This window comes from Pseudomonas sp. TH06 (genome assembly GCF_016651305.1).
Classification (GTDB): domain Bacteria; phylum Pseudomonadota; class Gammaproteobacteria; order Pseudomonadales; family Pseudomonadaceae; genus Aquipseudomonas.
Map to the genome: position 1 here is coordinate 1,863,014 of NZ_JAEKEC010000001.1, position 26,024 is coordinate 1,889,037.

21 protein-coding genes are annotated in these 26,024 nt (G+C 60.8%); 12 read left to right on the plus strand and 9 right to left on the minus strand.

Annotated features, from left to right (window positions below):
• Window positions 1-20: 20 nt before the first annotated feature.
• From JFT86_RS08265 to JFT86_RS08275, 3 genes are all read left to right on the plus strand, one after another.
• On the plus strand, window positions 21-803 hold the full coding sequence (locus JFT86_RS08265; RefSeq protein WP_201238574.1) for a sulfite exporter TauE/SafE family protein: 783 nt from the start codon (window positions 21-23) through the stop codon (window positions 801-803).
• A gap of 79 nt (window positions 804-882) precedes the next feature.
• Window positions 883-1,698, plus strand: a complete 816-nt coding sequence (lgt, locus tag JFT86_RS08270) for a prolipoprotein diacylglyceryl transferase (RefSeq protein ID WP_201236402.1) — start codon at window positions 883-885, stop codon at window positions 1,696-1,698.
• Between the two features lie 50 nt (window positions 1,699-1,748).
• A complete protein-coding gene (locus tag JFT86_RS08275) occupies window positions 1,749-2,720 on the plus strand; it encodes a thymidylate synthase (protein ID WP_160059794.1) in 972 nt (323 codons plus the stop codon).
• 125 nt (window positions 2,721-2,845) lie between these two features.
• Here JFT86_RS08275 and cadR read toward each other — a convergent pair whose 3' ends face one another.
• Entirely contained in the window at window positions 2,846-3,295 is a 450-nt protein-coding gene (gene cadR / locus JFT86_RS08280; protein WP_201236403.1) for a Cd(II)/Pb(II)-responsive transcriptional regulator, read from the minus strand.
• A gap of 84 nt (window positions 3,296-3,379) precedes the next feature.
• Here cadR and JFT86_RS08285 point away from each other — a divergent pair, with 84 nt between their 5' ends.
• The 7 genes from JFT86_RS08285 (at window position 3,380) to JFT86_RS08315 (ending at window position 12,474) form a co-directional block, all read left to right on the plus strand.
• On the plus strand, window positions 3,380-5,695 hold the full coding sequence (locus JFT86_RS08285) for a heavy metal translocating P-type ATPase (RefSeq protein ID WP_201236404.1): 2,316 nt from the start codon (window positions 3,380-3,382) through the stop codon (window positions 5,693-5,695).
• A 16-nt stretch (window positions 5,696-5,711) separates the two neighbouring features.
• Window positions 5,712-6,575, plus strand: coding sequence for a LysR family transcriptional regulator (locus JFT86_RS08290; RefSeq protein ID WP_201238575.1), 864 nt, complete (start codon window positions 5,712-5,714; stop codon window positions 6,573-6,575).
• A 222-nt stretch (window positions 6,576-6,797) separates the two neighbouring features.
• Window positions 6,798-7,874, plus strand: a complete 1,077-nt coding sequence (locus JFT86_RS08295; RefSeq protein WP_166221586.1) for a putative 2-aminoethylphosphonate ABC transporter ATP-binding protein — start codon at window positions 6,798-6,800, stop codon at window positions 7,872-7,874.
• Window positions 7,874-9,598: a putative 2-aminoethylphosphonate ABC transporter permease subunit gene (locus tag JFT86_RS08300; RefSeq protein WP_201236405.1), complete on the plus strand. Its 1,725-nt coding sequence runs from the start codon at window positions 7,874-7,876 to the stop codon at window positions 9,596-9,598. Before JFT86_RS08295 ends, JFT86_RS08300 begins: the two co-directional genes overlap by 1 nt.
• Window positions 9,599-9,639: 41 nt before the next feature.
• Window positions 9,640-10,665, plus strand: coding sequence for a putative 2-aminoethylphosphonate ABC transporter substrate-binding protein (locus JFT86_RS08305; protein WP_041063660.1), 1,026 nt, complete (start codon window positions 9,640-9,642; stop codon window positions 10,663-10,665).
• 118 nt (window positions 10,666-10,783) lie between these two features.
• Window positions 10,784-11,917, plus strand: coding sequence for a TIGR03364 family FAD-dependent oxidoreductase (locus JFT86_RS08310; protein WP_201236406.1), 1,134 nt, complete (start codon window positions 10,784-10,786; stop codon window positions 11,915-11,917).
• A complete protein-coding gene (locus tag JFT86_RS08315) occupies window positions 11,917-12,474 on the plus strand; it encodes a phosphonate degradation HD-domain oxygenase (RefSeq protein WP_201236407.1) in 558 nt (185 codons plus the stop codon). The genes JFT86_RS08310 and JFT86_RS08315 overlap by 1 nt, the downstream gene beginning before the upstream one ends.
• 103 nt (window positions 12,475-12,577) lie before the next feature.
• Here JFT86_RS08315 and JFT86_RS08320 read toward each other — a convergent pair whose 3' ends face one another.
• Window positions 12,578-13,954 carry a GTPase/DUF3482 domain-containing protein gene (locus JFT86_RS08320; protein WP_201236408.1) on the minus strand — a complete coding sequence of 459 codons (1,377 nt, stop codon included), beginning with the start codon at window positions 13,952-13,954 and terminating at the stop codon, window positions 12,578-12,580.
• On the minus strand, window positions 13,947-15,320 hold the full coding sequence (locus tag JFT86_RS08325; RefSeq protein WP_201236409.1) for a DUF2868 domain-containing protein: 1,374 nt from the start codon (window positions 15,318-15,320) through the stop codon (window positions 13,947-13,949). The genes JFT86_RS08320 and JFT86_RS08325 overlap by 8 nt, the downstream gene beginning before the upstream one ends.
• A gap of 85 nt (window positions 15,321-15,405) precedes the next feature.
• On the opposite strand from JFT86_RS08325, the gene JFT86_RS08330 reads away from it, so the two are divergent.
• Window positions 15,406-15,918: a dihydrofolate reductase gene (locus JFT86_RS08330; RefSeq protein ID WP_201236410.1), complete on the plus strand. Its 513-nt coding sequence runs from the start codon at window positions 15,406-15,408 to the stop codon at window positions 15,916-15,918.
• Window positions 15,919-15,997: 79 nt separating this feature from the next.
• Here JFT86_RS08330 and JFT86_RS08335 read toward each other — a convergent pair whose 3' ends face one another.
• Window positions 15,998-17,389 (minus strand): L-cystine transporter, encoded by a 1,392-nt coding sequence (locus tag JFT86_RS08335; RefSeq protein WP_166221573.1) that lies wholly within the window; start codon window positions 17,387-17,389, stop codon window positions 15,998-16,000.
• A gap of 240 nt (window positions 17,390-17,629) precedes the next feature.
• Here JFT86_RS08335 and JFT86_RS08340 point away from each other — a divergent pair, with 240 nt between their 5' ends.
• Window positions 17,630-18,691, plus strand: a complete 1,062-nt coding sequence (locus JFT86_RS08340; RefSeq protein WP_201236411.1) for a haloacid dehalogenase-like hydrolase — start codon at window positions 17,630-17,632, stop codon at window positions 18,689-18,691.
• A 164-nt stretch (window positions 18,692-18,855) separates the two neighbouring features.
• On the opposite strand, the gene ilvD is transcribed toward JFT86_RS08340, so the two are convergent.
• The 5 genes from ilvD to JFT86_RS08365 form a co-directional block, all read right to left on the minus strand.
• Window positions 18,856-20,697: a dihydroxy-acid dehydratase gene (gene ilvD / locus JFT86_RS08345; RefSeq protein ID WP_201236412.1), complete on the minus strand. Its 1,842-nt coding sequence runs from the start codon at window positions 20,695-20,697 to the stop codon at window positions 18,856-18,858.
• A gap of 267 nt (window positions 20,698-20,964) precedes the next feature.
• Entirely contained in the window at window positions 20,965-22,197 is a 1,233-nt protein-coding gene (locus JFT86_RS08350) for an MFS transporter (protein WP_201236413.1), read from the minus strand.
• Window positions 22,190-23,167, minus strand: a complete 978-nt coding sequence (locus JFT86_RS08355; protein ID WP_201236414.1) for a diiron oxygenase — start codon at window positions 23,165-23,167, stop codon at window positions 22,190-22,192. The genes JFT86_RS08350 and JFT86_RS08355 overlap by 8 nt, the downstream gene beginning before the upstream one ends.
• Window positions 23,164-24,237, minus strand: a complete 1,074-nt coding sequence (locus tag JFT86_RS08360) for a SagB family peptide dehydrogenase (protein ID WP_201236415.1) — start codon at window positions 24,235-24,237, stop codon at window positions 23,164-23,166. The genes JFT86_RS08355 and JFT86_RS08360 overlap by 4 nt, the downstream gene beginning before the upstream one ends.
• 453 nt (window positions 24,238-24,690) lie before the next feature.
• The gene (locus JFT86_RS08365) at window positions 24,691-25,887 is read right to left on the minus strand and encodes a class I SAM-dependent rRNA methyltransferase (protein WP_007913577.1); all 1,197 of its coding nucleotides are present in this window, start codon (window positions 25,885-25,887) and stop codon (window positions 24,691-24,693) included.
• Between the last annotated feature and the right edge of the window lie 137 nt (window positions 25,888-26,024).

Below are 26,024 nucleotides of genomic sequence, written 5' to 3' on the forward strand. Positions count from 1 at the left end.
ATGCGCCTTGGGAGACGGTCATGGAATTTCTGCTCTATCTGGCGCTGGGCGCCTGTGCAGGCGTACTGGCCGGGCTGTTCGGGGTGGGTGGCGGGATCATCATTGTCCCGGTGCTGGTGTTCAGTTTCACCCTGCAGGGCTTTGATCCGTCGATCCTGACGCATCTGGCGGTCGGTACGTCGCTGGCCACGATCATCTTCACTTCGGTCAACGCCGTGCGTGAGCACCATCGGCGTGGTGCAGTGCGCTGGCCGATCTTCATGTGGATGGCGGTGGGCATTCTGTTGGGTGCCGGTTTCGGTGCGCTGACGGCTGAAGCGATCTCGGGGCCAAACCTGCAAAAAATCATCGGCGTGTTCGCCTTGGTGATTTCGGTGCAGTTGGCGCTGGACATCAAACCCAAGGCCAGCCGAACCGTGCCGGGCAAACTCGGTCTGACTGTGGCCGGCAGTGTAATTGGCTGGGCCTCGGCGATATTTGGCGTTGGCGGTGGTTCGCTGACCGTGCCGTTCCTGACCTGGCGCAGTGTGCCGATGCAGCAAGCGGTGGCGACATCGTCGGCTTGCGGTCTGCCAATCGCTTTGGTCAGTGCATTAAGTTTCATGATTCTGGGCTGGCATGATCCGTTGCTGCCAGCCCATAGTCTCGGTTTTGTTTATTTGCCGGCGTTGTTGGGCATCGCCCTGACCAGCATGGTGTTCGCCCGCGTCGGCGCGCGTCTGGCGCACAGATTGTCGCCGCGCTTGCTGAAACGGCTGTTCGCCGCTTTGCTGTTCAGCGTGGGTTTGAGCTTTCTGCTTTAGCCGCGTCGCAATCCTGGCTTAATCCTGAGGTGACAGCGTCGCCCGGGAATTTTGGTTTCAACTCTAACGAGGAGTCGCAATGCTGCCTTACCCGCAGATCGACCCGGTGGCACTGGCCATCGGTCCGCTGAAAATCCATTGGTACGGCCTGATGTACCTGATCGGTATCGGCGGTGCATGGCTGCTGGCGTCGCGCCGGCTCAACCGTTTCGATCCGACCTGGACCAAGGAGAAACTCTCCGACATGGTCTTCTGGATGTCGATGGGGGTGATTGTCGGTGGACGTCTGGGTTACGTGCTGTTCTACGATCTGAGCGCTTATCTGGCTAATCCGACGCTGATTTTCGAAGTGTGGAAGGGCGGCATGTCGTTCCACGGCGGCTTCATCGGCGTAATGCTCGCAGCGCTGTGGTTCGGCAAGCGTAATGGCAAGTCGTTCTTCCAGTTGATGGACTTCGTCGCGCCAATGGTGCCGATCGGCCTGGGTGCCGGGCGCATTGGCAACTTCATCAATGCCGAGCTCTGGGGCAAGGCGACTGACGTGCCGTGGGCCATGGTTTTCCCGCCGTTCAGCGATCCTGCACAGCTGCCGCGTCACCCGTCGCAGCTGTATCAGTTCGCGCTCGAAGGCGTAGCGCTGTTCCTGATCCTGTGGATCTTCTCGCGTAAACCGCGCCCGACCATGGCTGTTTCCGGCATGTTCGCGCTGTTTTACGGCATCTTCCGTTTCATCGTCGAGTTCGTCCGCGTGCCGGACGCGCAACTGGGCTATCTGGCCTGGAACTGGCTGACCATGGGCCAGGTACTCTGCGTCCCGATGATTATCGGCGGGCTGTTCCTGATCTGGCTGGCCTATCGTCGCGCGCCCGCAGCACCGCTCGCGCCGACGGCTTAAACTACGAACCCCGGCGCGCGACGCCGGGGCTCAAAGGACACAGGTAACTCATGAAGCAATATCTCGAACTGGTCTCGCACGTCATCCAGAACGGCACCAAACAGGCCAACCGCACCGGCATCAACACCATCAGTTTCCCGGGAGCGATGCTGCGTTTCGATCTGCAGGAAGGTTTCCCGGCGATCACCACGCGCAAAATGGCCTTCAAATCGGCCATCGGCGAGATGTGCGGATTTCTCCGTGGCGTCAACAATGCCGCCGAATTCCGTGCGCTGGGCTGCAAGGTCTGGGACCAGAACGCCAACGAAAACGCGCAGTGGCTGGCTAATCCGTTCCGTCAGGGCGACGACGACCTCGGCGAGATCTACGGCGTGCAATGGCGCAAATGGCCGGCATACAAGCAGATCCCGCTGAGCAACACGGCGGCCATCGAACAAACCTTGAGCAACGGCTACAAGCAGATCGCCCAAGGCGAAGAAGACGGCCAGGCCTACGTGGTGCTGTACAAAGCCATCGATCAGGTGCGCCAGTGCGTCGACACGATCATCAAGGACCCGGGCAGCCGCCGCATCCTGTTCCACGGCTGGAACGTCGCCCAGCTGGATGAAATGGCCCTGCCGCCATGCCACCTGCTGTACCAGTTCCACCCGAACGTCGAGACCAGGGAAATCTCCCTGACCCTCTACATCCGCTCCAACGATCTGGGACTGGGCACACCGTTCAACCTCACCGAAGGCGCCGCGCTGCTGAGCCTGATCGGTCGCCTGACCGGCTACACGCCGCGCTGGTTCACCTATTTCATCGGTGATGCGCACGTCTACGAGAACCACCTCGACATGCTCAACGAACAGCTCAAACGCGAGCCGTTCGCCATGCCGAAACTGAAAATCTCCGACCGCGTGCCGGAGTTTGCCAAGACTGGCGTGTACCAGCCGGAATGGCTGGAGCTGGTGGAGCCGAGCGACTTCTCGCTGGAAGGCTACGAGCACCATGCGCCAATGACCGCGCCAATGGCGGTCTAAGCCGTTGCACAAAACCCCTGTGGGAGCGAGCCTGCTCGCGAAGAGGGCGTGTCAGTCATAGAGATGTCGACTGATACACCGCTTTCGCGAGCAGGCTCGCTCCCACATTTGGTTTTGCGTGAGTCTTAATGGCCGTGGCTGCGGCCTACGTGGGAGTGTTCGACCTCGGTTGCGACCACGCCGCCACTCACTTCCAGCCGTTGCAAAATCCCGCATTGATCGGCCATCGGCCCTTCGCCACAGCGTTGGCGCAGGTCGAGCAGTTGCGTCTGTAACGCCAGCAACCCGTCAATCCGCGCCTTCACATGCTGGATATGCTCGTCGATCAGCGCATTGACGCTCTCGCACTGGTCCTGCGGGCTATCACGCATGGCCAGCAGGCTGCGAATCTCTTCGAGGGTCATGTCGAGGGTGCGGCAGTTGCGGATGAAGGTCAGGCGCTCGGCGTGGGCCTGAGTGTAAACGCGGTAGTTGCCGTCGCTACGGGCCGGTTCCGGCAGCAGGTTTTCGCGCTCGTAGTAACGGATGGTTTCCACGGCGCAGTCGGTCAGTTTGGCCAGTTCTCCGATCTTCATGACGACAATCTCCAAAAGGGTGCTTGACCCTATAGTGGCTACAGGGTCTTTACTTGGCAACAGGCACCTTCATGGACGCGACCAATGAGCGATTCCCAGCACACTCACAAGCCCGGCGACGGGCACGATCATAGCCACAGCCACAAATTGCAGCCTGTGCATAAGCATGCACATGGCGGCGACTCCTGCTGCGGGTCGAAAGTCGCAGCACCGGCACCGGTTCATTCCCACGAAGACGCCTGCTGCTCGTCGGAAGCCGCCGCGCCTGCGTTGGTGCAACTGAGCGAAAAGACCAGTGCCGATGCGCGACTGAGCAGTTTCCGCATCGAGGCGATGGACTGCCCGACCGAGCAGACGCTGATCCAGAACAAGCTCGGCAAACTGGCCGGCGTCGAGCAGCTGGAGTTCAACCTGATCAACCGCGTGCTCGGCGTGACCCACACGTTGCCGGGCACGGAGCCCATCACCGAGGCGATCAAATCCTTGGGCATGCACGCCGAGCCGTTGGAGGCGGGTGTCGACGCGCCAGCACCTGCGCCTGTGAAAAAACACTGGTGGCCGCTGGCACTGTCCGGTATCGGTGCGCTTGCCGCCGAGGTAATCCACTTCACCAGCGCCGCACCGACCTGGGTGGTGGCAATCATTGCGCTGGTGTCGATCCTCAGCGGCGGCCTGACCACCTATAAAAAGGGCTGGATCGCCCTGAAGAACCGCAACCTCAACATCAACGCGCTGATGAGCATCGCGGTGACTGGCGCGGTGTTGATCGGGCAGTGGCCGGAAGCGGCGATGGTGATGTTCCTGTTCACCGTGGCTGAACTGATTGAAGCGCGTTCGCTGGACCGTGCCCGTAACGCCATCAGTGGTCTGATGCAGATGACCCCGGAACAGGCCACCGTGCAGCAAGCCGACGGCAACTGGATCGAACAAGAGGTTAAAAGCGTCGAACTGGGCGCCCGTGTGCGGGTAAAGCCTGGTGAGCGCATTGCGCTGGACGGCGAAGTCGTCAGCGGCAACTCGACTATCGACCAGGCGCCGATCACTGGTGAGAGCCTGCCAGTGGAGAAAACCGTCGGTGATAAAGTCTTTGCAGGCACCATCAACCAGGCCGGGTCGCTGGAATACACGGTCACCGCAGCGGCGAACAACTCGACCCTGGCGCGAATCATCCATGCCGTCGAGCAAGCCCAAGGTGCGCGTGCGCCGACCCAGCGCTTCGTCGATCAGTTCTCGAAAATCTATACGCCCGTGGTGTTTGTGTTTGCCTTGGCCGTGGCGATCATCCCGCCACTGTTCATGGGCGCGGCGTGGTTCGACTGGATCTACCGTGCGCTGGTGTTGCTGGTTGTCGCGTGCCCATGTGCCTTGGTGATTTCCACCCCGGTGACCATCGTCAGCGGCCTCGCCGCAGCGGCGCGCAAAGGCATTCTGGTCAAGGGCGGCGTGTACCTGGAGGGCGGTTTCAAGCTCGATTATCTGGCGCTGGATAAAACCGGGACGATCACCCACGGCAAACCGGTGCAGACCGATTACCTGTCCCTCGACCCGACGGCCGACGCCACCGCTCCAGCGATTGCCGCTGCACTGGCCGGGCGTTCCGATCACCCGGTGTCGCTGGCGATCGCCAACGCCGCTGTGGATAAAAACTTCGCCGCGCTGATTGTGGATAACTTCGAAGCGCTGGGCGGGCGTGGCGTCAAAGGTGAAATCAACGGCCAGACCTATCACTTGGGCAATCATCGGTTGGTCGAAGAATTGGGTCTGTGCTCGCCACAGCTCGAAGAAAAGCTGTTTGCGCTGGAAAAGCAGGGCAAATCGGTGGTGTTGCTGCTCGACAAGTCCGGCCCGCTGGCACTGTTTGCGGTGGCCGACACCGTCAAGGAAACCAGCCGCGAAGCGATCCGTCAGTTGCATGCGCTGGGCGTGAAAACCCTGATGCTTACCGGCGACAACGTCCACACCGCGCAGGCGATTGCCGCTCAGGTCGGGATCGATCAGGCCCAGGGCGATTTGCTGCCGACCGACAAGCTGCAAGCCATCGAAGACCTGTACAAGCAGGGCCACCGGGTCGGCATGGTCGGCGACGGCATCAACGACGCGCCGGCACTGGCCCGCGCCGAGATTGGTTTTGCCATGGCCGCAGCAGGCACCGACACCGCGATTGAAACCGCCGATGTCGCCCTGATGGACGACGATCTGCGCAAGATCCCGGCGTTCATCAGCCTGTCGCGCAATACCGCCAGCATCCTGAAACAGAACATCGCGTTGGCGCTGGTGATCAAGGCTATCTTTCTTGGGGTAACCTTCGCCGGGCTCGCCACCATGTGGATGGCGGTGTTCGCCGACATGGGCGTGAGCTTGTTGGTGGTGTTCAACGGTTTGCGTCTGCTGCGCAAATAATCGATGAGGGATGGTTGTGCTGAGTGCCGAGCTGAAAGCGTTTTACATGGTCGCCCGCCTGGGCAGCATCACGCTGGCGGCGAAAAAGCTCGGCCTCAGCCAACCGACCGTGACCACGCAGATCCGCAATCTTGAAAGCCAGTATTCGGTGGAACTGTTCTACCGTGGCGGCCGCCGTCTGAGCGTCAGCGACGAAGGTGCGCGGTTGCTGCCGATGGTCAAGGCGCTATTGCAGCAGGAAGCCGACATCGAGTTCTTCCTGCGCAACAGCGGCCAGGTGCAGGGCACTTTGCGCATCGCCGCCACTGCGCCGTATTACATTCTCGATCTGGTGAAGGCCTTCCGCGAGCGTCTGCCGCAGGTCGAGGTGTCGGTGGAAATCGGCAATTCGCAGCAGGTGCTGGAAGCGCTGGAGGACTATCGGGTGGATGTCGCGGCTTCGTCGAAACTGCTCGAGGATGCGCGATTGATTCGCCGGGTGCTGGGCACCGATCCGTTGGTGCTGGCGGTGCATCGCAATCATCCGCTGGCAGTGCATGAGCATGTGGCGTTGAGTGCGTTGGCCGGGCATACCTTGTTGATGCGCGAACTCGGTTCGACCACGCGGCGATTGACTGAAGAATTGCTGGCCAGCGCGGGCGTGAGTTTCGGGCCGTTGCTGGAGATTGGCAGCCGCGAGTCGATTCGTGAGGCGGTGCTGCGCAACATCGGCATCAGCATCATTGCCCGCCAGGAAGTGCCGCATGATCCGCAGTTGCGCGTGCTGACCATCGAGAATGCGCCGCAAATTCCCGAGTATCTGTATTGCCTCAAGGAGCGGAAGAATGCGCGCTTGCCGGCGGCGTTTCTCGGCTTGGCCCAGGAAATGTCCCCGGCCTGAGATCTTCGATGTGCGAGCTGGCCTCTTCGCGAGCAGGCTCGCTCCCACATTGGAATGCGTTCCCCTGTAGGAGTGAGCCTGCTCGCGATGAGGTCAGTGCAAGCAACATTTCATCTGAACCAAAATCCCCGAATACCACTATCGGCCGTTTTTGCCTCGTTGCCACATGACGGACGCATTACAACTCTAGGATGAGCCTCATCTGCTTGATGAGGTCTGTCCATGAATCCTGCAATCGCAACTGCCCTGACCAACCCCGGTGCGCCGATGAAAGTGCGCGGCGTGCAGAAACGCTTTGGCGCGTTCACTGCACTGGATAACGTCTCCCTCGACGTCGCCGCCGGTGAACTGGTCTGCCTGCTCGGCCCGTCGGGCTGCGGCAAGACCACGCTGCTGCGCTGCATCGCCGGTCTGGAAAAGCAGGACAGCGGCGAGTTGTACCTCGGTGACCGCGACGTCTCGCACCTCGCCCCGCAGGCCCGCGACTACGGGATTCTGTTCCAGTCCTACGCGTTGTTCCCCAATCTGACGGTCGAAGCGAACATTGCCTACGGCCTCGCCGGCAGCGGTCGCGATGAAGTGCGCCGCCGCGTCGGGCAGATGCTCGAACTGGTCGGCCTCACCGGCAGCGAGAAAAAGTACCCCGGCCAATTGTCCGGCGGCCAACAGCAACGCGTCGCTCTGGCCCGCGCCTTGGCACCTGCACCGTCTCTGCTGTTGCTCGACGAACCGATGTCGGCCCTCGACGCCCGCGTCCGCGAGCATCTGTGCACCGAGCTGCGCCAACTGCAGCGCAACCTCGGCATCACCACGCTGATGGTCACGCACAATCAGGACGAAGCCATGCTGATGGCCGACCGCATCGCCGTGATGAACAACGGCCGCGTCGAGCAGTACGCCACTCCGCAGGAAATCTACAACCGCCCGGCCACGCCGTTTGTGGCCGAGTTCGTCGGTCAGGGTAACTGGCTGCCGTTCCAGCGCAGCAGCGACAGCCACGCGCAGGTCGGCGGGATGAACCTGCGCCTGAGCGACGGCAGCGTCCAGCGTGCCTCGGGCCGTTTGTTCTGCCGCCCGGAAGCGATCAACGTCAATCCGCTGGTGCATGAGGAAAACCTGTTCCCGGCCAAAGTCCGCGAGATCACTTTCCTTGGCAACCGCTGCCGCATGAGCTTCGAACTCGATCAACTGCCGGGCCACGCACTACTCGCTGAACTCGCCCCGGAAGCCATGCCGCGCCTCGGCGCCCAGCAAATCATGGTCGCCTTGCCACCGCGCAGCCTGCAGGTGTTTGCCTGATGAACAGCAACCTCGCGCTGCCGCTACCGCACAAGCGAGTGCAGCAGACTTCCCGTGCCGAGATCGGTGACCGCATTTTTGTGGTTGGCGGCAAAGTCCTCTTGCTGGTGTTGCTCGGTGTCGCGGTGTTGCTGCCGTTGCTGGCGATCTTCTGGCGCGGCTTCAGCAGCGAGGCCGGGCAGGGCGGTGGCTGGGTCGCGGCGAAGGAGTTGGTGACCAGCGAGAATTTCCACTGGCTGCTCGGTAACAGTCTGAAAGTTTCCCTCAGTGTCGCGGCCATCGTCGTACCGCTGGCTTATCTGTTTGCCTACGCGCTGCAACGTACGCTGATTCCGGCCAAGGGCATCTGGCGCGGGATTTCCCTGTTGCCGCTGATGGCGCCGTCGATGCTGCCGGGCATTGCCCTGGTCTATCTGTTCGGCAATCAGGGCATGTTGCGCGGGCTGCTCTCGGACAACATCTACGGCTTCTGGGGCATTGTGCTGGGCGAGGTGATTTACACCTTCCCGCATGCGTTGATGATTTTGCTCTCGGCGCTGTCGCTGGCGGATGCGCGTCTTTTCGATGCCGCATCAAGCATGGGCGCCAGTCCGGCCAAGGCATTTCGCAGCATCACCTGGCCGGCGACCCGGCAGGCCGTGTTCGCCGCGTTCTGCCTGGTGTTCACCCTGACCATCACCGATTTCGGCGTACCCGTGGTGGTCGGTGGCGACTATCAAGTGCTGGCGCTGGAAGCTTACAAAGCCGTGGTCGGCCAGCAGCAATTCGGTCGTGGCGCGTTGATCGGCATGGTGCTGTTGCTGCCGGCGCTGTTCAGCTTTGGCGTCGATGCCTGGCTGCGTCGCCGTCACGGCGATTCCATGAGCGGGCGTGCGCAGGTGTTCATACCGGCGCCGTCAAAGAAGCGCGATGCCTGTTATCTGGCGATTGTCTTGCTGATCAGCGCGGCGCTGTTGCTGGTGTTCGGCATGGCGGTGTTTTCGTCGCTGGTGAAGTTCTGGCCGTACAACCTGTCGCTGTCGCTCAACCATTACCAGTTCAACGAAACCGCCGGCGGTGGCTGGCTGGCCTACAGCAACAGTTTGAAGATGGCATTGGGCACGGCGTTGATCGGCAGTCTGCTGATCTTTACCGGCGCGTACCTGATGGAGAAAACCCGCACTCAGCGCGGCCTCAACCTGACCTTGCGCATGCTCAGTTTCATCCCGATGGCGGTGCCGGGGCTGGTGCTCGGTCTGGGTTACGTCTTCTTCTTCAACCTCAGCGGCAACCCGTTGCACGTGCTTTACGGGACGATGACTCTGCTGATCGTCTGCACCATTGCGCACTACCTGACCACCGCACAAATGACTGCGACCACCGCACTGCGCCAACTTGATGCCGAGTTCGAAGCTGCTGCGCTGTCACTCAAGGCGCCGCTGTACCGGCACTACCTGCGCGTCACCGTGCCGATCTGTCTGCCGGCGCTGCTCGACATCGTGCGCTACCTGTTCGTCTCGGCGATGACCACGGTTTCTGCAGCGATCTTCCTCTACAGCCCCGACACCATCCTCGCGGCGGTAGCAGTGCTGAACATGGATGACGCCGGCAACGTCGGCGGCGCGGCGGCGATGTCGACCCTGATTCTGTTCACCTCGGCGGGCGTGTCCTTGCTGCTGGCGTGGGCTTCGCGCGGCTTGCTGCGCCGTTCTCAAGCCTGGCGGCAAACCGCGCCCGGCCACTGATTCACACCTGCCAACCTCAACTCACCTACAGGAAAACGATCATGTTCAAGCCTATGGCCCTGGCCGCTGCTGTGCTCGCTACTTTCAGCCTGAATGCCTTCGCGGCAAAAACCGAGTTGACGGTGTACACCGCCCTCGAAGCCGAGCAGTTGACCGCTTACAAAGCCGCGTTCGAAAAGGCCAACCCGGACGTCGAGATCAAATGGGTACGTGATTCCACCGGGATCATCACCGCCAAGCTGCTCGCCGAAAAGGCCCGTCCACAGGCTGACGCGGTGTGGGGCCTCGCGGCTTCGAGCCTGGCGATCCTCGATCAACAAGGCATGCTGCAAAGCTACGCGCCGAAGGATCTCGGCAAGATCGGCGCGAACTACCGCGACGCCGCGAACCCGCCAGCCTGGGTCGGCATGGACGTCTGGGCCGCGACCATTTGCTTCAACACCGTCGAAGCCGAGAAACAGGGCCTGAGCAAACCAGTGAGCTGGCAGGACCTGACCAAGCCTGAGTACAAGGGCAAGATCGTCATGCCGAACCCGGCGTCGTCCGGCACTGGTTTCCTTGACGTCAGCGCCTGGTTGCAAACCTTCGGCGAGAAGCAGGGCTGGGCCTACATGGACGGTCTGCACCAGAACATCGGCCAGTACGTTCACTCCGGTTCCAAGCCTTGCAAACTGGCAGCGGCCGGTGAATTTCCGATCGGGATTTCCTTTGAGTACCCGGCCGTACAGCTGAAGCGTCAGGGCGCGCCGCTGGACATCATCCTGCCGAAGGAAGGCCTGGGCTGGGAGATCGAAGCGACTGCCGTGATCAAAGGCACGCCGCATGAAGACGCGGCGAAGAAACTGGCTGACTTCTCCGCCAGCGCCGAGGCGATGGATCTGTACAAGGAGAACTTCGCGGTGCTTGCACAACCGGGGATCGCCAAACCACAAACCGAATTGCCGGCGGATTACGAGCAGCGTCTGATCAAGAACGACTTTGCCTGGGCTTCGAAGAATCGCGACGAGATCCTCACCGAGTGGCGCAAGCGCTATGACGGCAAGTCCGAAAAAGTCGCCGCCAAGTAAGATCTTTATCGACTGACAGGGCCTCTTCGCGAGCAGGCTCACTCCTACAGGGGAACGCATTCCAATTGTAGGAGTGAGCCTGCTCGCGATAGCGGTCTCTCATTCAGAGCACCTCCAAATGACCCAATACAAAGACCTGCTCATCGTAGGCGCCGGTATCCTCGGCCTGTCCCACGCCTACGCTGCCGCCAAGCGCGGTCTCAAGGTCGCGGTTTTCGAACGCACCGCCACGCCCCTCGGCGCCTCGGTGCGCAACTTCGGCCAGGCGCTGGTCACCGGCCAGCCTCCGGGCCAAATGCTCGAACTGGCCAAGGCCAGCCGCGACATCTGGGGCGATTGGGCGCAACTCGCCGGGCTGAAAATCAAACGCAACGGCTCGTACCTGTTCGCCCGCACCGAAGCCGAAGAACATCTGCTCGAAGCCTTCTGCGCCGGCCGCGCCGTCGAGCACGGTTACCACGTCGACTTGCTGCGCGGCGCGGCACTGCGCGACGTGTACAACGGCCAGTTCAGCCATCATCGCGCCGCACTTCACGGCGCCGACGATCAACAGTTGTATTCGCGCGAAGCGATTCCGGCGCTGATCAACTATCTGCGTCGCGACCTCGGCGTCGAGTTTCACTTCTCGACGCTGGTGCGTGACGTCGAGTCGGGGCACCTGCAAAGCACCGTCGGCAGCTTCACCGCCAAGCAGATCATCGTCTGCTCGGGCCACGACTATCAGACCTTGCTGGCCGAGCCGATCGCCGCGCTCGATCCGCAGATCTGCCGGTTGCAAATGCTCCGCGCCAAACCGCAAGTCGAGCTGAATCTGCAGCACGCCTTGCTCACCGGCCTGAGCTGCGTGCACTACGGCGCCTTCGCCGACCTGCCGGAAGCCGCAGCGGTGCAGGCGCAGATTCTCCGAGAACAACCGCACCTGCATGAAAACGGCATTCACCTGCTGATCAGTCCGACGCCTTACGGCGAGTTGATCATCGGCGACTCGCACCATTACGGCAGCGACCCATCGCCATTCAACGCCGAGCAAGTCGACGACTGGATGATCGAACTGGCCGAACAGACGCTGGGCTGCAAAGTGCAAGTGGTCGAGCGCTGGCAGGGCGTCTATGGTTCCCGGGGGCCGGGGCCGTTTTCGTTCCTGCGCCCGGCACCGGGGTTGAGTGTGGCGCTGATGCACACTGGCGTCGGCATGAGCGTCGGCCCGGCGATGGCCGAGCGCAACGTGGCGCAGTTGCTGGAGGAAATCTGATGGCCGATCACCAACACATCGTGGCGCGGGTATTCGCGCTGTATGAACGCTTCGGCACCCGTGATTACATCGGCGAGCCGGTGTCGCAGATCGAGCACATGTCTCAGGCGGCCGAACTGGCGATGGCCGAAGGTTTTGATGACGAAGTGGTGCTGGCGGCGTTCTTTCACGACATCGGCCATTTGTGCGCCGAGGGTGCGGAGAACATGGGTGGTTATGGCGTGGTCAGCCACGAGCGCCTCGGTGCCGATTATCTGCGTGAGGCCGGGTTCAGCGAGCGCATGGCGCGGTTGGTGGAATATCACGTGCAGGCCAAGCGGTATCTGACGTTGCGCGAACCTGGGTATTTCCAGCGGTTGAGCGAGGCGAGCCGCAGGACGCTGGAATATCAGGGCGGGGTGATGACTGAGGCCGAGGCGGCTGCGTTTGAGCGCGATCCGTTGTGTGCCGTCAGTTTGCGCATGCGCCAGTGGGATGAGTTGGCCAAGGAGACGGCGGTGCCGGTGATTGATATGGCAGTGCTGAAAGAGAAAGCGGCGCGGCTTCTTGCTGCGTAGGTCTTTGAATCGAGGTGCGGCTATCGCGAGCAGGCTCACTCCTACAAGGTGAACGCGGTCCACTGTAGGAGTGAGCCTGCTCGCGATAGCGCCAGATCAGCCGCTACAGATCTCTAGCCAGGGACTCAATCTGCTCCTGCCGCTCGGCCTGATTCAACTTCGCCTGCGGATTCAGCGAGGACCACTGCGGATGCGCCCGCGCCTTGCTCAGCGCCTCGGGTAACTTGCCCTCGCGCCAAGTCTTGTCCTGTGGCGTTGCCACCTGAACCGCGTCCATCGCCGCATGCCCACGCTGATCCAGCGCCAGCAACAACTGCCGCTGACGCAACGCCAACAACCGCAGCACCCCATCATCGACTGTCAGCTCGCGCTGACCTTTGATCTTGCCGAGCAAGCGACTGCCATAGCTGCGCGCCGTTTGCAGGGCGCCGCCGGCAATCGCTCCGGCGAGTGCTGCGGCACCAAGCGTAATCCCGCCGACCAGCAAATCCACACCAGCCCCGGCTGCCGCGCCTGCGGCAATTCCGCCACCAACGCGCACGCCGAGTTGCTTGAGGGTTTCCGGGTTGAACAGGTCATCGCCCCAACGGCCATCGAGCAACGGCAAGTCACTGGCCGCTGCATCTTGCGGGCGAAACGCATAGAGCTTGAGCAGCGCCTCGACGCATTTCTGCTCGCGCTGACGCACGGCTTTGCGCAGTTCGCTGATGGCTTGCTGTTCCTGCTCGGCTTCACTGACCACACTGCGTCGACACGCGGCGCAGTCGATCAACAATTCAGCGATCAATCGTGCCGCACTTTGCTGGCGGGCAACGCGCTGGGCTTGCTGATCAGCGATCAATCGCTCCAGTTGTGGCCGCGCCGTTTCCAGCAATAACGCCAGACTCTCGTACAACCGCCGCTCGCCATCCTCCGGCGGTGCGACGCTGTCAAAACGCACCAGCGCATGCAGGCCGAGGCGCGCCAACGCTTCGCGCCAGTCCGGCTCGCGATGGTTGGCGCTGCTGACGAAATTCAGCACCGGCAGCAGCGGTTTGCCACAACTGGCGAGCACTTCCAGTTCGTCGCGGTACTTGGCCAACACCGGTTCGCGAGCATCGATCACATACAAACCGGCATCGGAGGCGAGCAGTTGCCGCAGTACCTTGGCTTCCTGTTCGAAACGCTGGCGCGCCTCGCTACCGTCGAGAAACCGCGCCAGCCGCGCCGGGCCGTCGAGGCGCTCGCCGGGGCGTTCGAGACGTTCGAGAAAATCCAGCAGGGCGATGGCGTCTTCCAGCCCCGGTGTGTCGTAGAGATCAAGTAGCGGTTCGCCGTCCACCGATAACCGCGCGCCTTCGACATGACGGGTGGTGCTTGGGCGATGGGAGACTTCGCCAAAACCTACGTCGCGGGTCAGCGTGCGCAGCAGCGACGTCTTGCCGACGTTGGTGTGGCCGACCACCGCGAGTTTCAGCGGCGCTTTCCAGGTATCAGTCATGACCCGTCTCCAGCCAGTTCAACGGTGCGCAATCGGCGAACGGTAGTTCAAGCTGTTGCAACGCGATGTGCCAGTCGCCGAGGCGCTCGGCGTCCAGCGCTTCGCCGGGTGGTGCTTGCAGCAGCCAGACGCGGGTTTCGCTCGAGCTGCGCGCCAGTTCGGCGATCAAGGCGAGGCTGCCGCGATCCGGCGAGCGTCGTGGATCACAGGCGATGGCCAGACGTGCCGGCGGGAAACGGCTCAGTTGCTCAAGGAGTTTGTGCCGCGATTCGCGGCTGTCGAGGATGCCGGCGTTGCTGACGTTTTTCGGCAGGGCGGGCGGCCATGGGCGTTGCTCATCGAGTTCGATGGCGACCAGCAGCGCGCCTTCGCTGGCGAGTTCACCCACGCCGCTTTCGACGCGATGCATCTGCGCCGGCTCCGGATCGTTGACGCCGAGACGCTCGCTGGTCGGCATCAGGCGTTCGCGCAATTGCGCGTACCCGGGCAGGTTCAAATCCAGACGCAACGCGGCTTGGCCGGCATTCCAGCGCCACAGGCAAAACAGCGCGAGCAACAAACGCGGGGTTACGCCGTAGACCACCAGCACACCGACCAGCCATGTCGCCCAGGCCTGGCGGGCGCTTTCGATGTCGAGTGCGCCGTCGCCGCTGGCGCGGATCATCTCCACGGTCGGCACATTGAAACCGAGCAGCGAAGGCAGATAGCCGAGTGCCTGAGTGACGTGGATAAAGGTGTCGGCACTGAGAATCGTGGTTTCCCAGACAAAGCCGTAGCGCCGTGTTGCCATCAGCGTCAGCAACAGAATCAGTGCGCTGAGCATCGCCAATAACCACAAACCGTTGACCAGTGCACCCAGCGCCCAGCGATTGAGCTTCTGGCGCTGGAGCATCAGCAGTAGCGCTGGCGCCAGTTGCGCGGCTTTGGCGTCGCGGGCGAATTTTTCGCTGAGCCACAACCACAAGCGGCCCAACGTGGCGCCGTGTTCGCCGGCAAAAATCAGCCCCAGCGCCCAGCTCAGCAACAGAATCAGGTTTAGCCCGAGCAGGCTGCCCAAGGCCCAGAACACGTTGACCGGAGTTTGTCCCAGCGCGGCGAAGGCCAGCCCGGCGCCGCTTAATACGGCGAAAATCATCAGCACCATCAGTGCCAGACGCGCGCCTTGCAGCCAGTGTTTGAGTGCAGTAGTCAGGCCATCGCGTTCGGCCAGCCACAGCGCCCGGCGCTGAATACGGCTCGGCAGATCGCCGCCGGCCGTGCGGGCCAGACGATTGGCTTCCAGATCATCCAGAGGCCCGGCGTGTTCTTCACGCAGGCGCACGGTTTCGGTCAACCAGAGGTTTTGCAGTGGAGTCAGTTCAGTCACGCGGCATCCCGTCGCTCAATTGAGCCGTGAGCATAACCGCTGTGGCGCTTATCGGGGTAAGCGAGGCTCTGGTATCCTCGCCGGCATGACTAAATCACTCCCCCTCAGCCTGATCGCAGCCCTCGGTGAAAACCGCGTGATCGGCGTCGACAACAGCATGCCCTGGCACCTGCCGGGGGACTTCAAATACTTCAAGGCGACGACCTTGGGCAAGCCGATCATCATGGGTCGCAAGACCTGGGATTCGCTCGGTCGGCCACTGCCGGGGCGTTTGAACATCGTGGTCAGCCGTCAGGCCGATCTGGTGCTCGAAGGTGCCGAGGTTTATCCGTCGCTGGAAGCTGCCGTGGTTCGCGCCGAGGAATGGGCGAAGGCGCAGGGCGTTGATGAGCTGATGCTGATCGGCGGCGCGCAGTTATATGCGCAAGGGCTGGCTGATGCGGATCGCTTGTATTTGACCCGTGTAGCGCTGAGCCCGGAGGGTGATGCGTGGTTTCCGGAGTTTGATTTGAACCAATGGAAACTGGTGTCGAACGTGCCGAACCCAGCTGAAGGCGACAAACCCGCGTACAGCTTCGAAGTCTGGGAAAAGGCTTAAAAGCATCGCGAGCAGGCTCACTCCTACAGGGGGAACGCATTCCAATTGTAGGAGTGAGCCTGCTGGCGATAGCGGTCTGTCAGGCCTGCGCCAACTCCGCATGTTCATCCGCATCCAGCAGTTCTTTATCGGTCTGCTGCATCACCTGACTGGTGATCGCGCCGGCCGTGATCGAACCGCTCACGTTCAACGCCGTACGACCCATGTCGATCAGCGGCTCCACCGAAATCAGCAACGCCACCAGCGAAACCGGCAAGCCCATCGCCGGCAGCACGATCAGCGCGGCAAACGTCGCACCGCCACCCACGCCCGCCACACCGGCCGAACTCAGGGTCACAATCGCCACCAATGTCGCGATCCACAGCGGATCCAGTGGGTTGATGCCAACGGTTGGCGCAACCATCACCGCCAACATCGCCGGGTACAGACCTGCGCAACCGTTCTGGCCAATAGTCGCGCCGAACGATGCGGCAAAACTGGCCACCGATTGTGGAATCCCCAGACGACGAGTCTGCGCTTCAATGCTCAGCGGAATGCTGGCGGCGCTGGAACGGCTGGTGAACGCGAACGTCAGCACCGGCCAGATCTTGCGGAAGAAACGCAGTGGGTTGATCCCGGCCGCCGACACCAGCAAGCCGTGCACCACGAACATCAGGCCCAGACCGAGGTACGAGACCACGACGAAACTGCCGAGCTTGATGATGTCTTGCAGGTTGGAACCGGCGACCACTTTGGTCATCAGCGCCAGCACGCCGTACGGGGTCAGTTTCATCACCAGACGCACCAGACGCATCACCCAGGCTTGCAGGGTGTCGATGGCGTTGATCACTTTCTGACCTTTCTCGACGTCGTCCTTGAGCAGTTGCAGCGCGGCAACCCCGAGGAATGCAGCGAAAATCACCACGCTGATGATCGAGGTCGGCTTGGCCCGCGCCAGATCAGCGAACGGGTTCTGCGGGATGAACGACAGCAGCAGTTGCGGCACATTCAGGTCGGCAACCTTACCGGCATAGTCGCTCTGAATGGTTTGCAGACGGGCCATTTCCTGGGTGCCGGCAACCAGACCTTCAGCGGTGAGGCCGAACAGGTTGGTCAGGCCGATACCGATCAGCGCCGCAATCGCCGTGGTGAACAGCAACGTGCCGATGGTCAGGAAACTGATCTTGCCCAACGAAGACGCGTTGTGCAGGCGCGCCACGGCGCTGAGGATCGAAGCGAACACCAGCGGGATAACGATCATTTGCAGCAACTGCACATAGCCGTTGCCGACCAGATCGAACCAGCCGATCGAGGCTTTCAATACCGGGTTGCCGGCACCGTAAACGGTGTGCAGGGCGACGCCGAAGGCCACGCCCAACACCAGCGCGAGCAGGACTTTTTTCGCCAGGCTCCACGAGGTGTGACGGGTTTGCGCCAGACCGAAGAGCAGGGCAAGGAACACCAGCAAGTTAAGAATCAACGGTAGGTTCATGAGAACTCCAGAAAGACTTTGCCAACAGCCTTCCGGGGCTGCTGCGAACCGGCAAGCCTAACAGTTTGATTTCCAATGATTTAATACCGAAATTGAAGGTCGTCCGTCGTTTTTGGAATAAGCGTGTGTCGCTCTCGGCAATGTTTCTGGCGCGATGGGGACGTGAGCGGTCGCTGACAGACGAGGACTGTCACACTTATTTGTTAGCGTCGATGTCTTTAGCTCAGGGAGAAAGCATCGATGAAGTTCGCACCGAAATTTCTGGCTGTCGCACTGGCTGTGGGGATGGGCCTGGCCTCTCAGGCTTTCGCCACCGACCTGAAACACTGGCCGGCGGATCAGGCCAAGGCACTGGACGCGATGATCGCCGCCAATGCCAACAAGGGTAACTACGCGGTGTTCGACATGGACAACACCAGTTACCGCTACGACCTCGAAGAGTCCTTGCTGCCGTTCATGGAAAACAAGGGCCTGATCACCCGCGACAAGCTTGACCCCTCCCTGAAGCTGATGCCGTTCAAGGACACCGCTGACCACAAGGAAAGCCTGTTCAGTTACTACTATCGCCTCTGCGAAGTCGACGACATGGTCTGCTACCCGTGGGTGGCGCAAGTCTTCTCCGGTTTCACCCTCAAGGAACTCAAAGGCTACGTCGATGAGCTGATGGCTTCGGGCAAACCGGTGCCGGCGACTTATTACGAAGGCGATGTGGTCAAGAACCTCGACGTTCAGCCGCCGAAAATCTTCACTGGCCAGGTTGAGCTGTACAACAAGCTGATGGAGAACGGCATCGAGGTTTACGTGATGACCGCCGCTTCCGAAGAACTGGTGCGGATGGTCGCGGCCGATCCGAAGTACGGCTACAACGTCAAACCGCAGAACGTCATTGGCGTGACCACCCTGTTGAAAAACCGCGAAACCAACGAACTGACTACCGCACGTAAGCAGATCACTGCCGGCAAGTACGACGAGAAGGCCAACCTCGGTCTAGAGCTGACGCCGTACCTGTGGACGCCGGCGACCTGGATGGCCGGCAAGCACGCGGCGATCCTGACTTACATCGACGAATGGAAAAAACCGGTCCTGGTGGGTGGCGATACCCCGACCAGCGACGGTTATATGCTGTTCCACGATGTAGACGTGGCCAAGGGCGGCATTCACTTGTGGGTGAACCGCAAGGACAAATACATGACGCAGTTGAACGGCATGATGGCCAAGCACGCGGCGGCGCAGGCCAAGGAAGGGTTACCGGTGACAGCGGACAAGAACTGGGTGATCGTCAAGCCGGAAGAAATCCAGTAAGACCGAGTCGCTCCCATCGCGAGCAGGCTCACTCCTACAGGGGAACGCATTCCAATTGTAGGAGTGAGCCTGCTCGCGATGGGGTCCTCATGCTCACCAATAATTTCAGCCAAGCAAAAAAATGCCCCGCACTTGGCGGGGCATTTTTATTCGGCGGCTGAAACTTACAGGCCGTCGAGCATTGCCTTGTTACGCACAGCACCTTTGTCGGCGCTAGTCGCCAACAGAGCGTAGGCCTTGAGGGCGGTGGTCACCTTGCGAGGACGAATCTCGACCGGTTTCCAGCCTTTCTTGTCCTGCTCGGCGCGGCGTGCAGCCAGTTCTTCATCGCTGACCAACAGGTTGATCGAGCGGTTCGGAATGTCGATCAGCACTTTGTCGCCGTCCTGCACCAGACCGATCGCGCCGCCGGCCGCAGCCTCTGGCGAAGCGTGACCGATGGACAGGCCCGACGTACCGCCGGAGAAACGGCCGTCGGTCAGCAGTGCACAGGCTTTGCCCAGACCTTTGGATTTCAGGTACGAAGTCGGGTAGAGCATTTCCTGCATGCCCGGGCCGCCTTTCGGGCCTTCGTAGCGAATGATGACGATGTCACCGGCCTTCACTTCGTCGGCGAGGATGCCGCGTACGGCACTGTCCTGGCTTTCAAAGATTTTCGCGTTGCCTTCGAAGACGTGGATCGATTCGTCGACACCGGCGGTTTTCACCACGCAGCCGTCGAGGGCGATGTTGCCGTACAGCACGGCCAGGCCACCTTCTTGCGAATAGGCGTGTTCGACGCTGCGGATGCAGCCGTTTTCACGGTCGTCATCCAGGGTTTCCCAACGGGTCGACTGGCTGAACGCGGTCTGAGTCGGGATGCCGGCAGGACCAGCCTTGAAGAAGTGATGAACCGCTTCATCGTTGGTCTGGGTGATGTCCCACTTGGCGATCGCTTCTTCCATGCTGCGGCTGTGCACGGTCGGCAGGTCGGTGTGCAGCAGGCCACCACGGGCCAGCGAACCGAGGATGCTGAAGATGCCGCCAGCGCGGTGCACGTCTTCCATGTGGTACTTCTGGATGTTCGGCGCGACTTTGCACAGCTGTGGAACGCTGCGCGACAGGCGATCAATGTCACGTAGGTCGAAATCGATCTCGGCTTCCTGGGCGGCAGCGAGCAAGTGCAGGATGGTGTTGGTCGAACCGCCCATGGCGATGTCGAGCGTCATCGCGTTCTCGAACGCCTTGAAGTTGGCGATGTTGCGTGGCAGCACCGATTCGTCGTTCTCGCCGTAGTAACGCTTGCACAGCTCGACGATGGTGCGGCCAGCCTGCAGGAACAACTGCTCGCGATCGCTGTGGGTGGCGAGGGTCGAACCGTTGCCCGGCAACGCGAGGCCGAGGGCTTCGGTCAGGCAGTTCATCGAGTTGGCGGTGAACATGCCGGAGCACGAACCGCAGGTCGGGCAGGCGCTGCGCTCGTACTCAGCGACTTTCTCGTCAGAAGCGCTTTCGTCAGCGGCGATCACCATGGCATCGACGAGGTCGAGGCCGTGGGACGCGAGTTTGGTCTTGCCGGCTTCCATCGGGCCGCCGGAAACGAAGATCACCGGAATGTTCAGGCGCAAGGCAGCCATCAGCATGCCCGGGGTGATCTTGTCGCAGTTGGAAATGCACACGATGGCGTCGGCGCAATGGGCGTTGACCATGTACTCGACGGAGTCGGCGATGATTTCGCGGCTCGGCAGCGAATACAGCATGCCGTCGTGGCCCATGGCGATGCCGTCATCCACGGCGATGGTGTTGAATTCTTTCGCTACACCGCCGGCGCGCTCGATTTCGCGGGCGACCAGTTGACCGAGGTCTTTGAGGTGCACATGGCCCGGCACGAACTGGGTGAACGAGTTGGCAATGGCGATGATCGGCTTTTTGAAGTCGTCATCTTTCATCCCGGTGGCGCGCCACAGTGCGCGGGCGCCGGCCATGTTGCGGCCGTGGGTGGATGTTTTCGAGCGGTAATCTGGCATGGAACACTCCGGGCGGCTAATCACTTACTAATCAGGTGCTAAAGGGGAGAGAGCTTCTATTGACGTCTGGAACACTCAGAAATGGCCGTGTGTCCGGAAGTTGCCGATGACGTTGCGGGATCGCCGCTGGTCTCAGCCTGAGCTCATAAACCCGCCGGGGGATGAATGGCGATGAATCAGCCGATTCTACACCGCTGGCGTCTGGAGGGAATGGCGCAAAGCATTGTTCCAGTGCCGACGGTGCATGTGGCATGACGACCGGCAGGATTAATCGCTGCCAGGTTGCACGAGCGCATTGGCCTGAGCGCTTCTGGTGCGCCGGCTGATCGCGCTGTTGAGTGCCAGCGCGACGCAACTGAGCAGTACAAAACTGTAACCCAGCGTGGCTTGCAGATTGGCCGGGCTCAGACTGATCAAGGCGCTGATCAATCCACCACTAATGAAAATGATTGTGCTGCCCGCCGAAGCCGAGGTGCCGGCGTTTTCGGGAAACAGAGCCATGGCCCGAGAGGTGGCGGCCGGCCGTGTGATGGTGGTGCCAGCGGTGCAGATCAGCATCGGTATCAGCACCGTGGCCGGGGCCAGCGCGTGATTGGCGGCCAGATACAGCATGGCCAGTCCCGATAGCAGAATCAGGCTCAGCCCGGTAATGATTTGTCGGCCTGGCGTGATGCGTCGATTGAGCACGCTGGCGGCAATGCCGCCAACAATATAGGCCGCCCCGTAAACCAGCAGAATCAGCGAAAAGTCATAAGGTGCGAGTTGTAGCTGATCCATGAAAATCAGCGGCGAAATCACGATGAACGAAAAGTGGCAGGCGAAGGCGAACGCCGATATCAACCAGTAACCAACGGATTCGAAGTTTCCCAGCACCCGCCGGTAAGACTGAATGAAACCCAAGCGCGCGCCACTGCTGGCCGGGCGACTGTTGTCCAGTAGCACCCAGGCCTTGATAAGTACGACTGCCGCGAGTGCAGTAAATACCCAGAAGCTGCCGCGCCAGCCAAGTGTGGCTTGCAGAAAGGTGCCGGCCAGCGGCGACACCGATATGAAGATCCCGCTGGCGGTGACCATCAGGATACGCAGGCGATCGCGCTCCTCACCTTCAAACAGATCCTGCACCAGTGCCTGGGACAGCACGAAACAACCGCAGCCCACTGCCTGTACGACACGGAATATCAGGAACAGCGTGTAATCGCTGGTCATCACACAGCCAAGGGCACCGAGCATCGACACGCTCATCCCGGCGAGCAACAAGCCCTTGCGACCGATCACATCCGACAGTGGGCCGATCAGTACCTGGGCAAATGCGATACCCACGGCGAACAGGCTGATCGACAGTGCGATGTCCGCCGGGGTTGTCTGGAAGTGCGCGGCCAGTGCCGGAAACGAAGGAAGCAGGACATCCAGTGGGAACACGCCGAGCAGCACCATCGCCAGCAACAGGCTGACAGCCCCGCGACGCTGACGGGGGGTTACCACGGATTTTCCTTTATCCATCGATCAGTCCTGCCTTGGTAAAAAGTGTCTGGTTATAGGGCGAAGCGAAGAAACCGGCCTTGTGCAGTGCATCCAGCGTAGCGATAGAGCCTGATTTTGCACGTGCACGGCTGGCCTGCGCCGTTGCCATGCTGCCGACAATATTCTTCACATCGCTGTCGGCGATGCCCGCCCCGCGCAGGCTTTGTTGCAGCCAGCGTTCGTCGGCCTCGAAGAAAATGCCAATGATCTCCAGCAGCGTTTTGCTCACAAATGTGCGCTGGCGAATATTCATGGACAGCCAGAGGTAGTGGAACACTTCCGCGAAGTAGCGACTGTGGCGGGCTTCGTCGGCCAGATGATCGCGCAGCATGTCGTTCACACTGGACACCAGGCTGTCGCGGCAAACGTCCAGCAGTTCCCGGGCAATGATGGTTTCCGAAACGAATCCGAGCAGAAACCATGCCAGTGAACGTTGTTTCTCCGGGGTGCGGGCGATCAATGCGTTCATGCGCGTGATGCGCTTGGGTATCGCGGGGCGCCCGCCAATCTTGTAGAGAGTGGCGACCTGTTCGGCGAGACGATTGGAGAACAGCGCGTGGTAGCCCTCGTCGGTGTAGAGCTGCAGCGCTGCGTGTTTCATCGCCAGAGGCACATAAACGGGCAGTTCCCGGTGCGCTATGACTTCAACCGCGCGATTGACGATGCGATGCTCGAGCAAGGTGGTGTAGTCGAGAAAGTACACCAGGTGGTTGGCGGTCAGTCGGTGCAGCACCTCACGGCCTGCGGCCTGAATCGCTGGATGAGCCAGGTAGGGCAGGAAGCCGGGTGGAAACCAGTAACGGCTTTCGAGTTGTTGCTGCACATCGTCCGGCAACTGATAGTTGTGGGTGCTGGTGCGTACCGAGGCGCGACTGTCCCACTCCCCCAGGGTAAATTTGAGCGCCCATGACACGGGTACTTCGGCCGAATCCGGAGTCAGGACGGTCATGCTTGTACCTCGCGCAGCAGATCGTGCATTTCCTGACACATGGCCTGACCGTCGCTTTCCCCGCAGCCGACAAAGAACAGCGGTTGCTCGGCGCTTTCCTCAAGCTTGAGCAGTGCTTCGACTTGCCTGTCGGCAAACGCTCCGGTCAACCAGGTGTTGAGGCCGAGTGCTGTGGCCACCAACTGAAAGGTTTGCGACAGATGACCGGCTTCCACGAATGCCATGCGATAGGCCCGTGAGTGCTCGTATTTCCACCAGAGCCGATCGAATCGGGCGGTGATGAACAGGCCCAGCGGCAGGTTGTTGATGAAATGCTGGCCGCCGAGCAAAACGCCGAGCGCGGATTGAGGCAATGAATTGACCCGGCTGAGGGCGTGGTCGGTCGGCTCATAGGCGTAGATCCCAGGCTCGAGATCGTCGACGTTCTGCACCAGCAGAAAACCTTCGCAGGCGTTCAGACCGCCGCCGGAAGGGCTGCTGCGGCGTGCGCCGAGACCGTCAGCGATGCTGTCGTCGCCGCCACTGTCGCGCTCGTGCAGGTAACCGAGCGAAAGGTAAAGCAGGGTGCCCACGTCATCGAGCGTCATCGCCGCGCCGGTATAGGTGCGACAGGTTTTTCGCTGGAGCAGGGCGTGAGTCAGGCTGTCGTCGCGCAATTCTTGCGGGTGGGGCAAAGCGATGGACTGCCCGGTTTCCTGATGTTGGCGTTCTTTCGCGGGAGCCGGTGTAGCCAGGACTTCGTTGCAGTGAGCCAGATATTGCCTGGACCACTCATGAATATTCTGTGGGGTGTGTTCGCAGGGAATGTTTTGCGTGCCGATATGATAGATCTTCGACAGTTCATCCCAGCCCCACTGTGGACTGTCGATTTTTGAAACGGTTAGGATGCCCGCACTTAATAGTTGTGTGTCTATTATGCTGAGCGTGTCGAACAGGTCGGGGTTGTTGATTAGTTGGGTAAGTCGGATCGAATAGTCAAGATCGAGTTCATGTTGAGTGTGATCCTTGTAGTTCCATATTATTTGTCCCGGCGAGCGCGGCAATATAAACAGGTAAGGGTTTATGTACATGTGGTTTGATTACTCTGGATAAAATCGAAAAGGACGCTGGGTTGCCGGCACTTCCCGGCGTCCTGCCTTACTTAGCGGGCTTTAGGGGCAACCAGAAAAGCCAGGTTGGCGATTTTGTTGGTTTCCAGATAAATGGTTTTCATGATGTGAACTCCTTGTTCGTTGATAGTTGAAGTCACCTTGTGGTGACAACTTCATAATAGTTTGTAATGGATTATTGGCAAGTGGATATTAAGTAGGAATATTCCAGTAATTTTGTCGGATCGATCTTTAGCTGGAGTTGGACTTTGTAGGGTAAGTTTCAATAATTAAAAGACGTAAGGAAATGTCCTGCACGTTATTAGGAAGGCCGTGTAGGAAGTTTTGATGGTTGAAGCAGAAAGTGCGCCCTGGCTGGCATGGGCTGGCGTAAAGCAAACGGGGAGCCTGCTGGCTCCCCGTCATCCGCATTGATCAGCTGTTTGGCAGCAGGCGGCAGGTGATGCTCTTGATGTAGCGGGTTTCGGCGATCGCCGGGTGCACTGGGTGATCTGGGCCCTGACCGCCACGCTCCAGCAACTGGATGTTGCGATCCAGGTGACGGGCGCTGGTCAGCAGGATGTTCTGCAGGTCATCTTCCGGCAGGTGCATCGAGCACGAAGCGCTGACCAGGATGCCGTCCTTGTTGAGCAGACGCATGGCTTGCTCGTTCAGGCGACGGTAGGCGCCTTCACCGTTTTTCATGTCTTTCTTGCGTTTGATGAACGCCGGCGGGTCGGCCACGATCACGTCGAAGCGCTCTTCGCTGGCTTTCAGTTCTTTCAGCGCTTCAAAGACGTCGCCTTCAATGCAGGTCATCTTGTCGGCGAAGCCGTTCAGGGCAGCATTGCGCTCGACACCGTCGAGGGCGAAAGCCGAGGCATCGACGCAGAACACTTCGCTGGCGCCGAAAGCAGCAGCCTGCACGCCCCAGCCACCGATGTAGCTATAAAGGTCGAGCACGCGTTTGCCTTTGGCGTAAGGTGCCAGGCGCGCGCGGTTCATGCGGTGGTCGTAGAACCAGCCGGTTTTCTGGCCCTGAATGACCGGGGCTTCGAACTTCACGCCGTTCTCTTCCAGCGCAACCCACTCCGGCACCAGGCCGAACACGGTTTCGACGTAGCGGTTGAGGCCTTCGGCGTCACGGGCGGCGGAATCGTTCTTGAACAGAATGCCGCTTGGCTTGAGCACTTGGGTCAGCGCGGCGATCACGTCATCTTTATGCGCTTCCATGGTCGCCGAAGCGATCTGGACCACGAGGATGTCGCCGAAACGGTCGACGACCAAGCCTGGCAGCAAGTCGGAATCACCGTAGACCAGGCGATAGAACGGCTTGTCGAACAGACGCTCGCGCAGCGACAGGGCGACGTTCAGACGATGCACCAGCAGCGATTTGTCCAGCGCAACTTTGGTGTCGCGCGACAGCAGGCGGGCGCAGATCAGGTTATTCGGGCTCATCGCGACGATGCCCAGCGGCTTACCGCCGGCGGCTTCGAGGATCGCCTGATCGCCGGCGTTGAAGCCGTGCAGTGGCGTGGCGGCCACATCGATTTCGTTGCTGTAGACCCACAGGTGACCGGCGCGCAGGCGACGGTCGGCATTGGCTTTGAGGCGCAAGCTAGGCAGGGACATGACGTCGCTCCGGAAAAAAGAGCGGGAGTATACCGTGTTGTCCCGCCCGATTGGCCGGCGAGTGGACATGTGGCGCGACAGCAACGGTGAGAGGACTTACCCGTGGCGAGGGGATTTATCCCCGATGGACGGCGCAG

Bases quoted from the DNA above. Each gene is read 5' to 3' on its own strand.
- JFT86_RS08300 (WP_201236405.1), top strand. From the start codon at position 7,874: ATGAACAGCAACCTCGCGCTGCCGCTACCGCACAAGCGAGTGCAGCAG.
- JFT86_RS08285 (WP_201236404.1), top strand. From the start codon at position 3,380: ATGAGCGATTCCCAGCACACTCACAAGCCCGGCGACGGGCACGATCAT.
- JFT86_RS08330 (WP_201236410.1), top strand. From the start codon at position 15,406: ATGACTAAATCACTCCCCCTCAGCCTGATCGCAGCCCTCGGTGAAAAC.
- JFT86_RS08340 (WP_201236411.1), top strand. From the start codon at position 17,630: ATGAAGTTCGCACCGAAATTTCTGGCTGTCGCACTGGCTGTGGGGATG.
- JFT86_RS08355 (WP_201236414.1), bottom strand. From the start codon at position 23,167: ATGACCGTCCTGACTCCGGATTCGGCCGAAGTACCCGTGTCATGGGCG.
- JFT86_RS08320 (WP_201236408.1), bottom strand. From the start codon at position 13,954: ATGACTGATACCTGGAAAGCGCCGCTGAAACTCGCGGTGGTCGGCCAC.
- JFT86_RS08360 (WP_201236415.1), bottom strand. From the start codon at position 24,237: ATGTACATAAACCCTTACCTGTTTATATTGCCGCGCTCGCCGGGACAA.
- JFT86_RS08365 (WP_007913577.1), bottom strand. From the start codon at position 25,887: ATGTCCCTGCCTAGCTTGCGCCTCAAAGCCAATGCCGACCGTCGCCTG.
- lgt (WP_201236402.1), top strand. From the start codon at position 883: ATGCTGCCTTACCCGCAGATCGACCCGGTGGCACTGGCCATCGGTCCG.
- JFT86_RS08295 (WP_166221586.1), top strand. From the start codon at position 6,798: ATGAATCCTGCAATCGCAACTGCCCTGACCAACCCCGGTGCGCCGATG.
- cadR (WP_201236403.1), bottom strand. From the start codon at position 3,295: ATGAAGATCGGAGAACTGGCCAAACTGACCGACTGCGCCGTGGAAACC.
- JFT86_RS08315 (WP_201236407.1), top strand. From the start codon at position 11,917: ATGGCCGATCACCAACACATCGTGGCGCGGGTATTCGCGCTGTATGAA.
- JFT86_RS08310 (WP_201236406.1), top strand. From the start codon at position 10,784: ATGACCCAATACAAAGACCTGCTCATCGTAGGCGCCGGTATCCTCGGC.
- JFT86_RS08305 (WP_041063660.1), top strand. From the start codon at position 9,640: ATGTTCAAGCCTATGGCCCTGGCCGCTGCTGTGCTCGCTACTTTCAGC.
- JFT86_RS08265 (WP_201238574.1), top strand. From the start codon at position 21: ATGGAATTTCTGCTCTATCTGGCGCTGGGCGCCTGTGCAGGCGTACTG.
- JFT86_RS08275 (WP_160059794.1), top strand. From the start codon at position 1,749: ATGAAGCAATATCTCGAACTGGTCTCGCACGTCATCCAGAACGGCACC.
- JFT86_RS08350 (WP_201236413.1), bottom strand. From the start codon at position 22,197: ATGGATAAAGGAAAATCCGTGGTAACCCCCCGTCAGCGTCGCGGGGCT.
- ilvD (WP_201236412.1), bottom strand. From the start codon at position 20,697: ATGCCAGATTACCGCTCGAAAACATCCACCCACGGCCGCAACATGGCC.
- JFT86_RS08335 (WP_166221573.1), bottom strand. From the start codon at position 17,389: ATGAACCTACCGTTGATTCTTAACTTGCTGGTGTTCCTTGCCCTGCTC.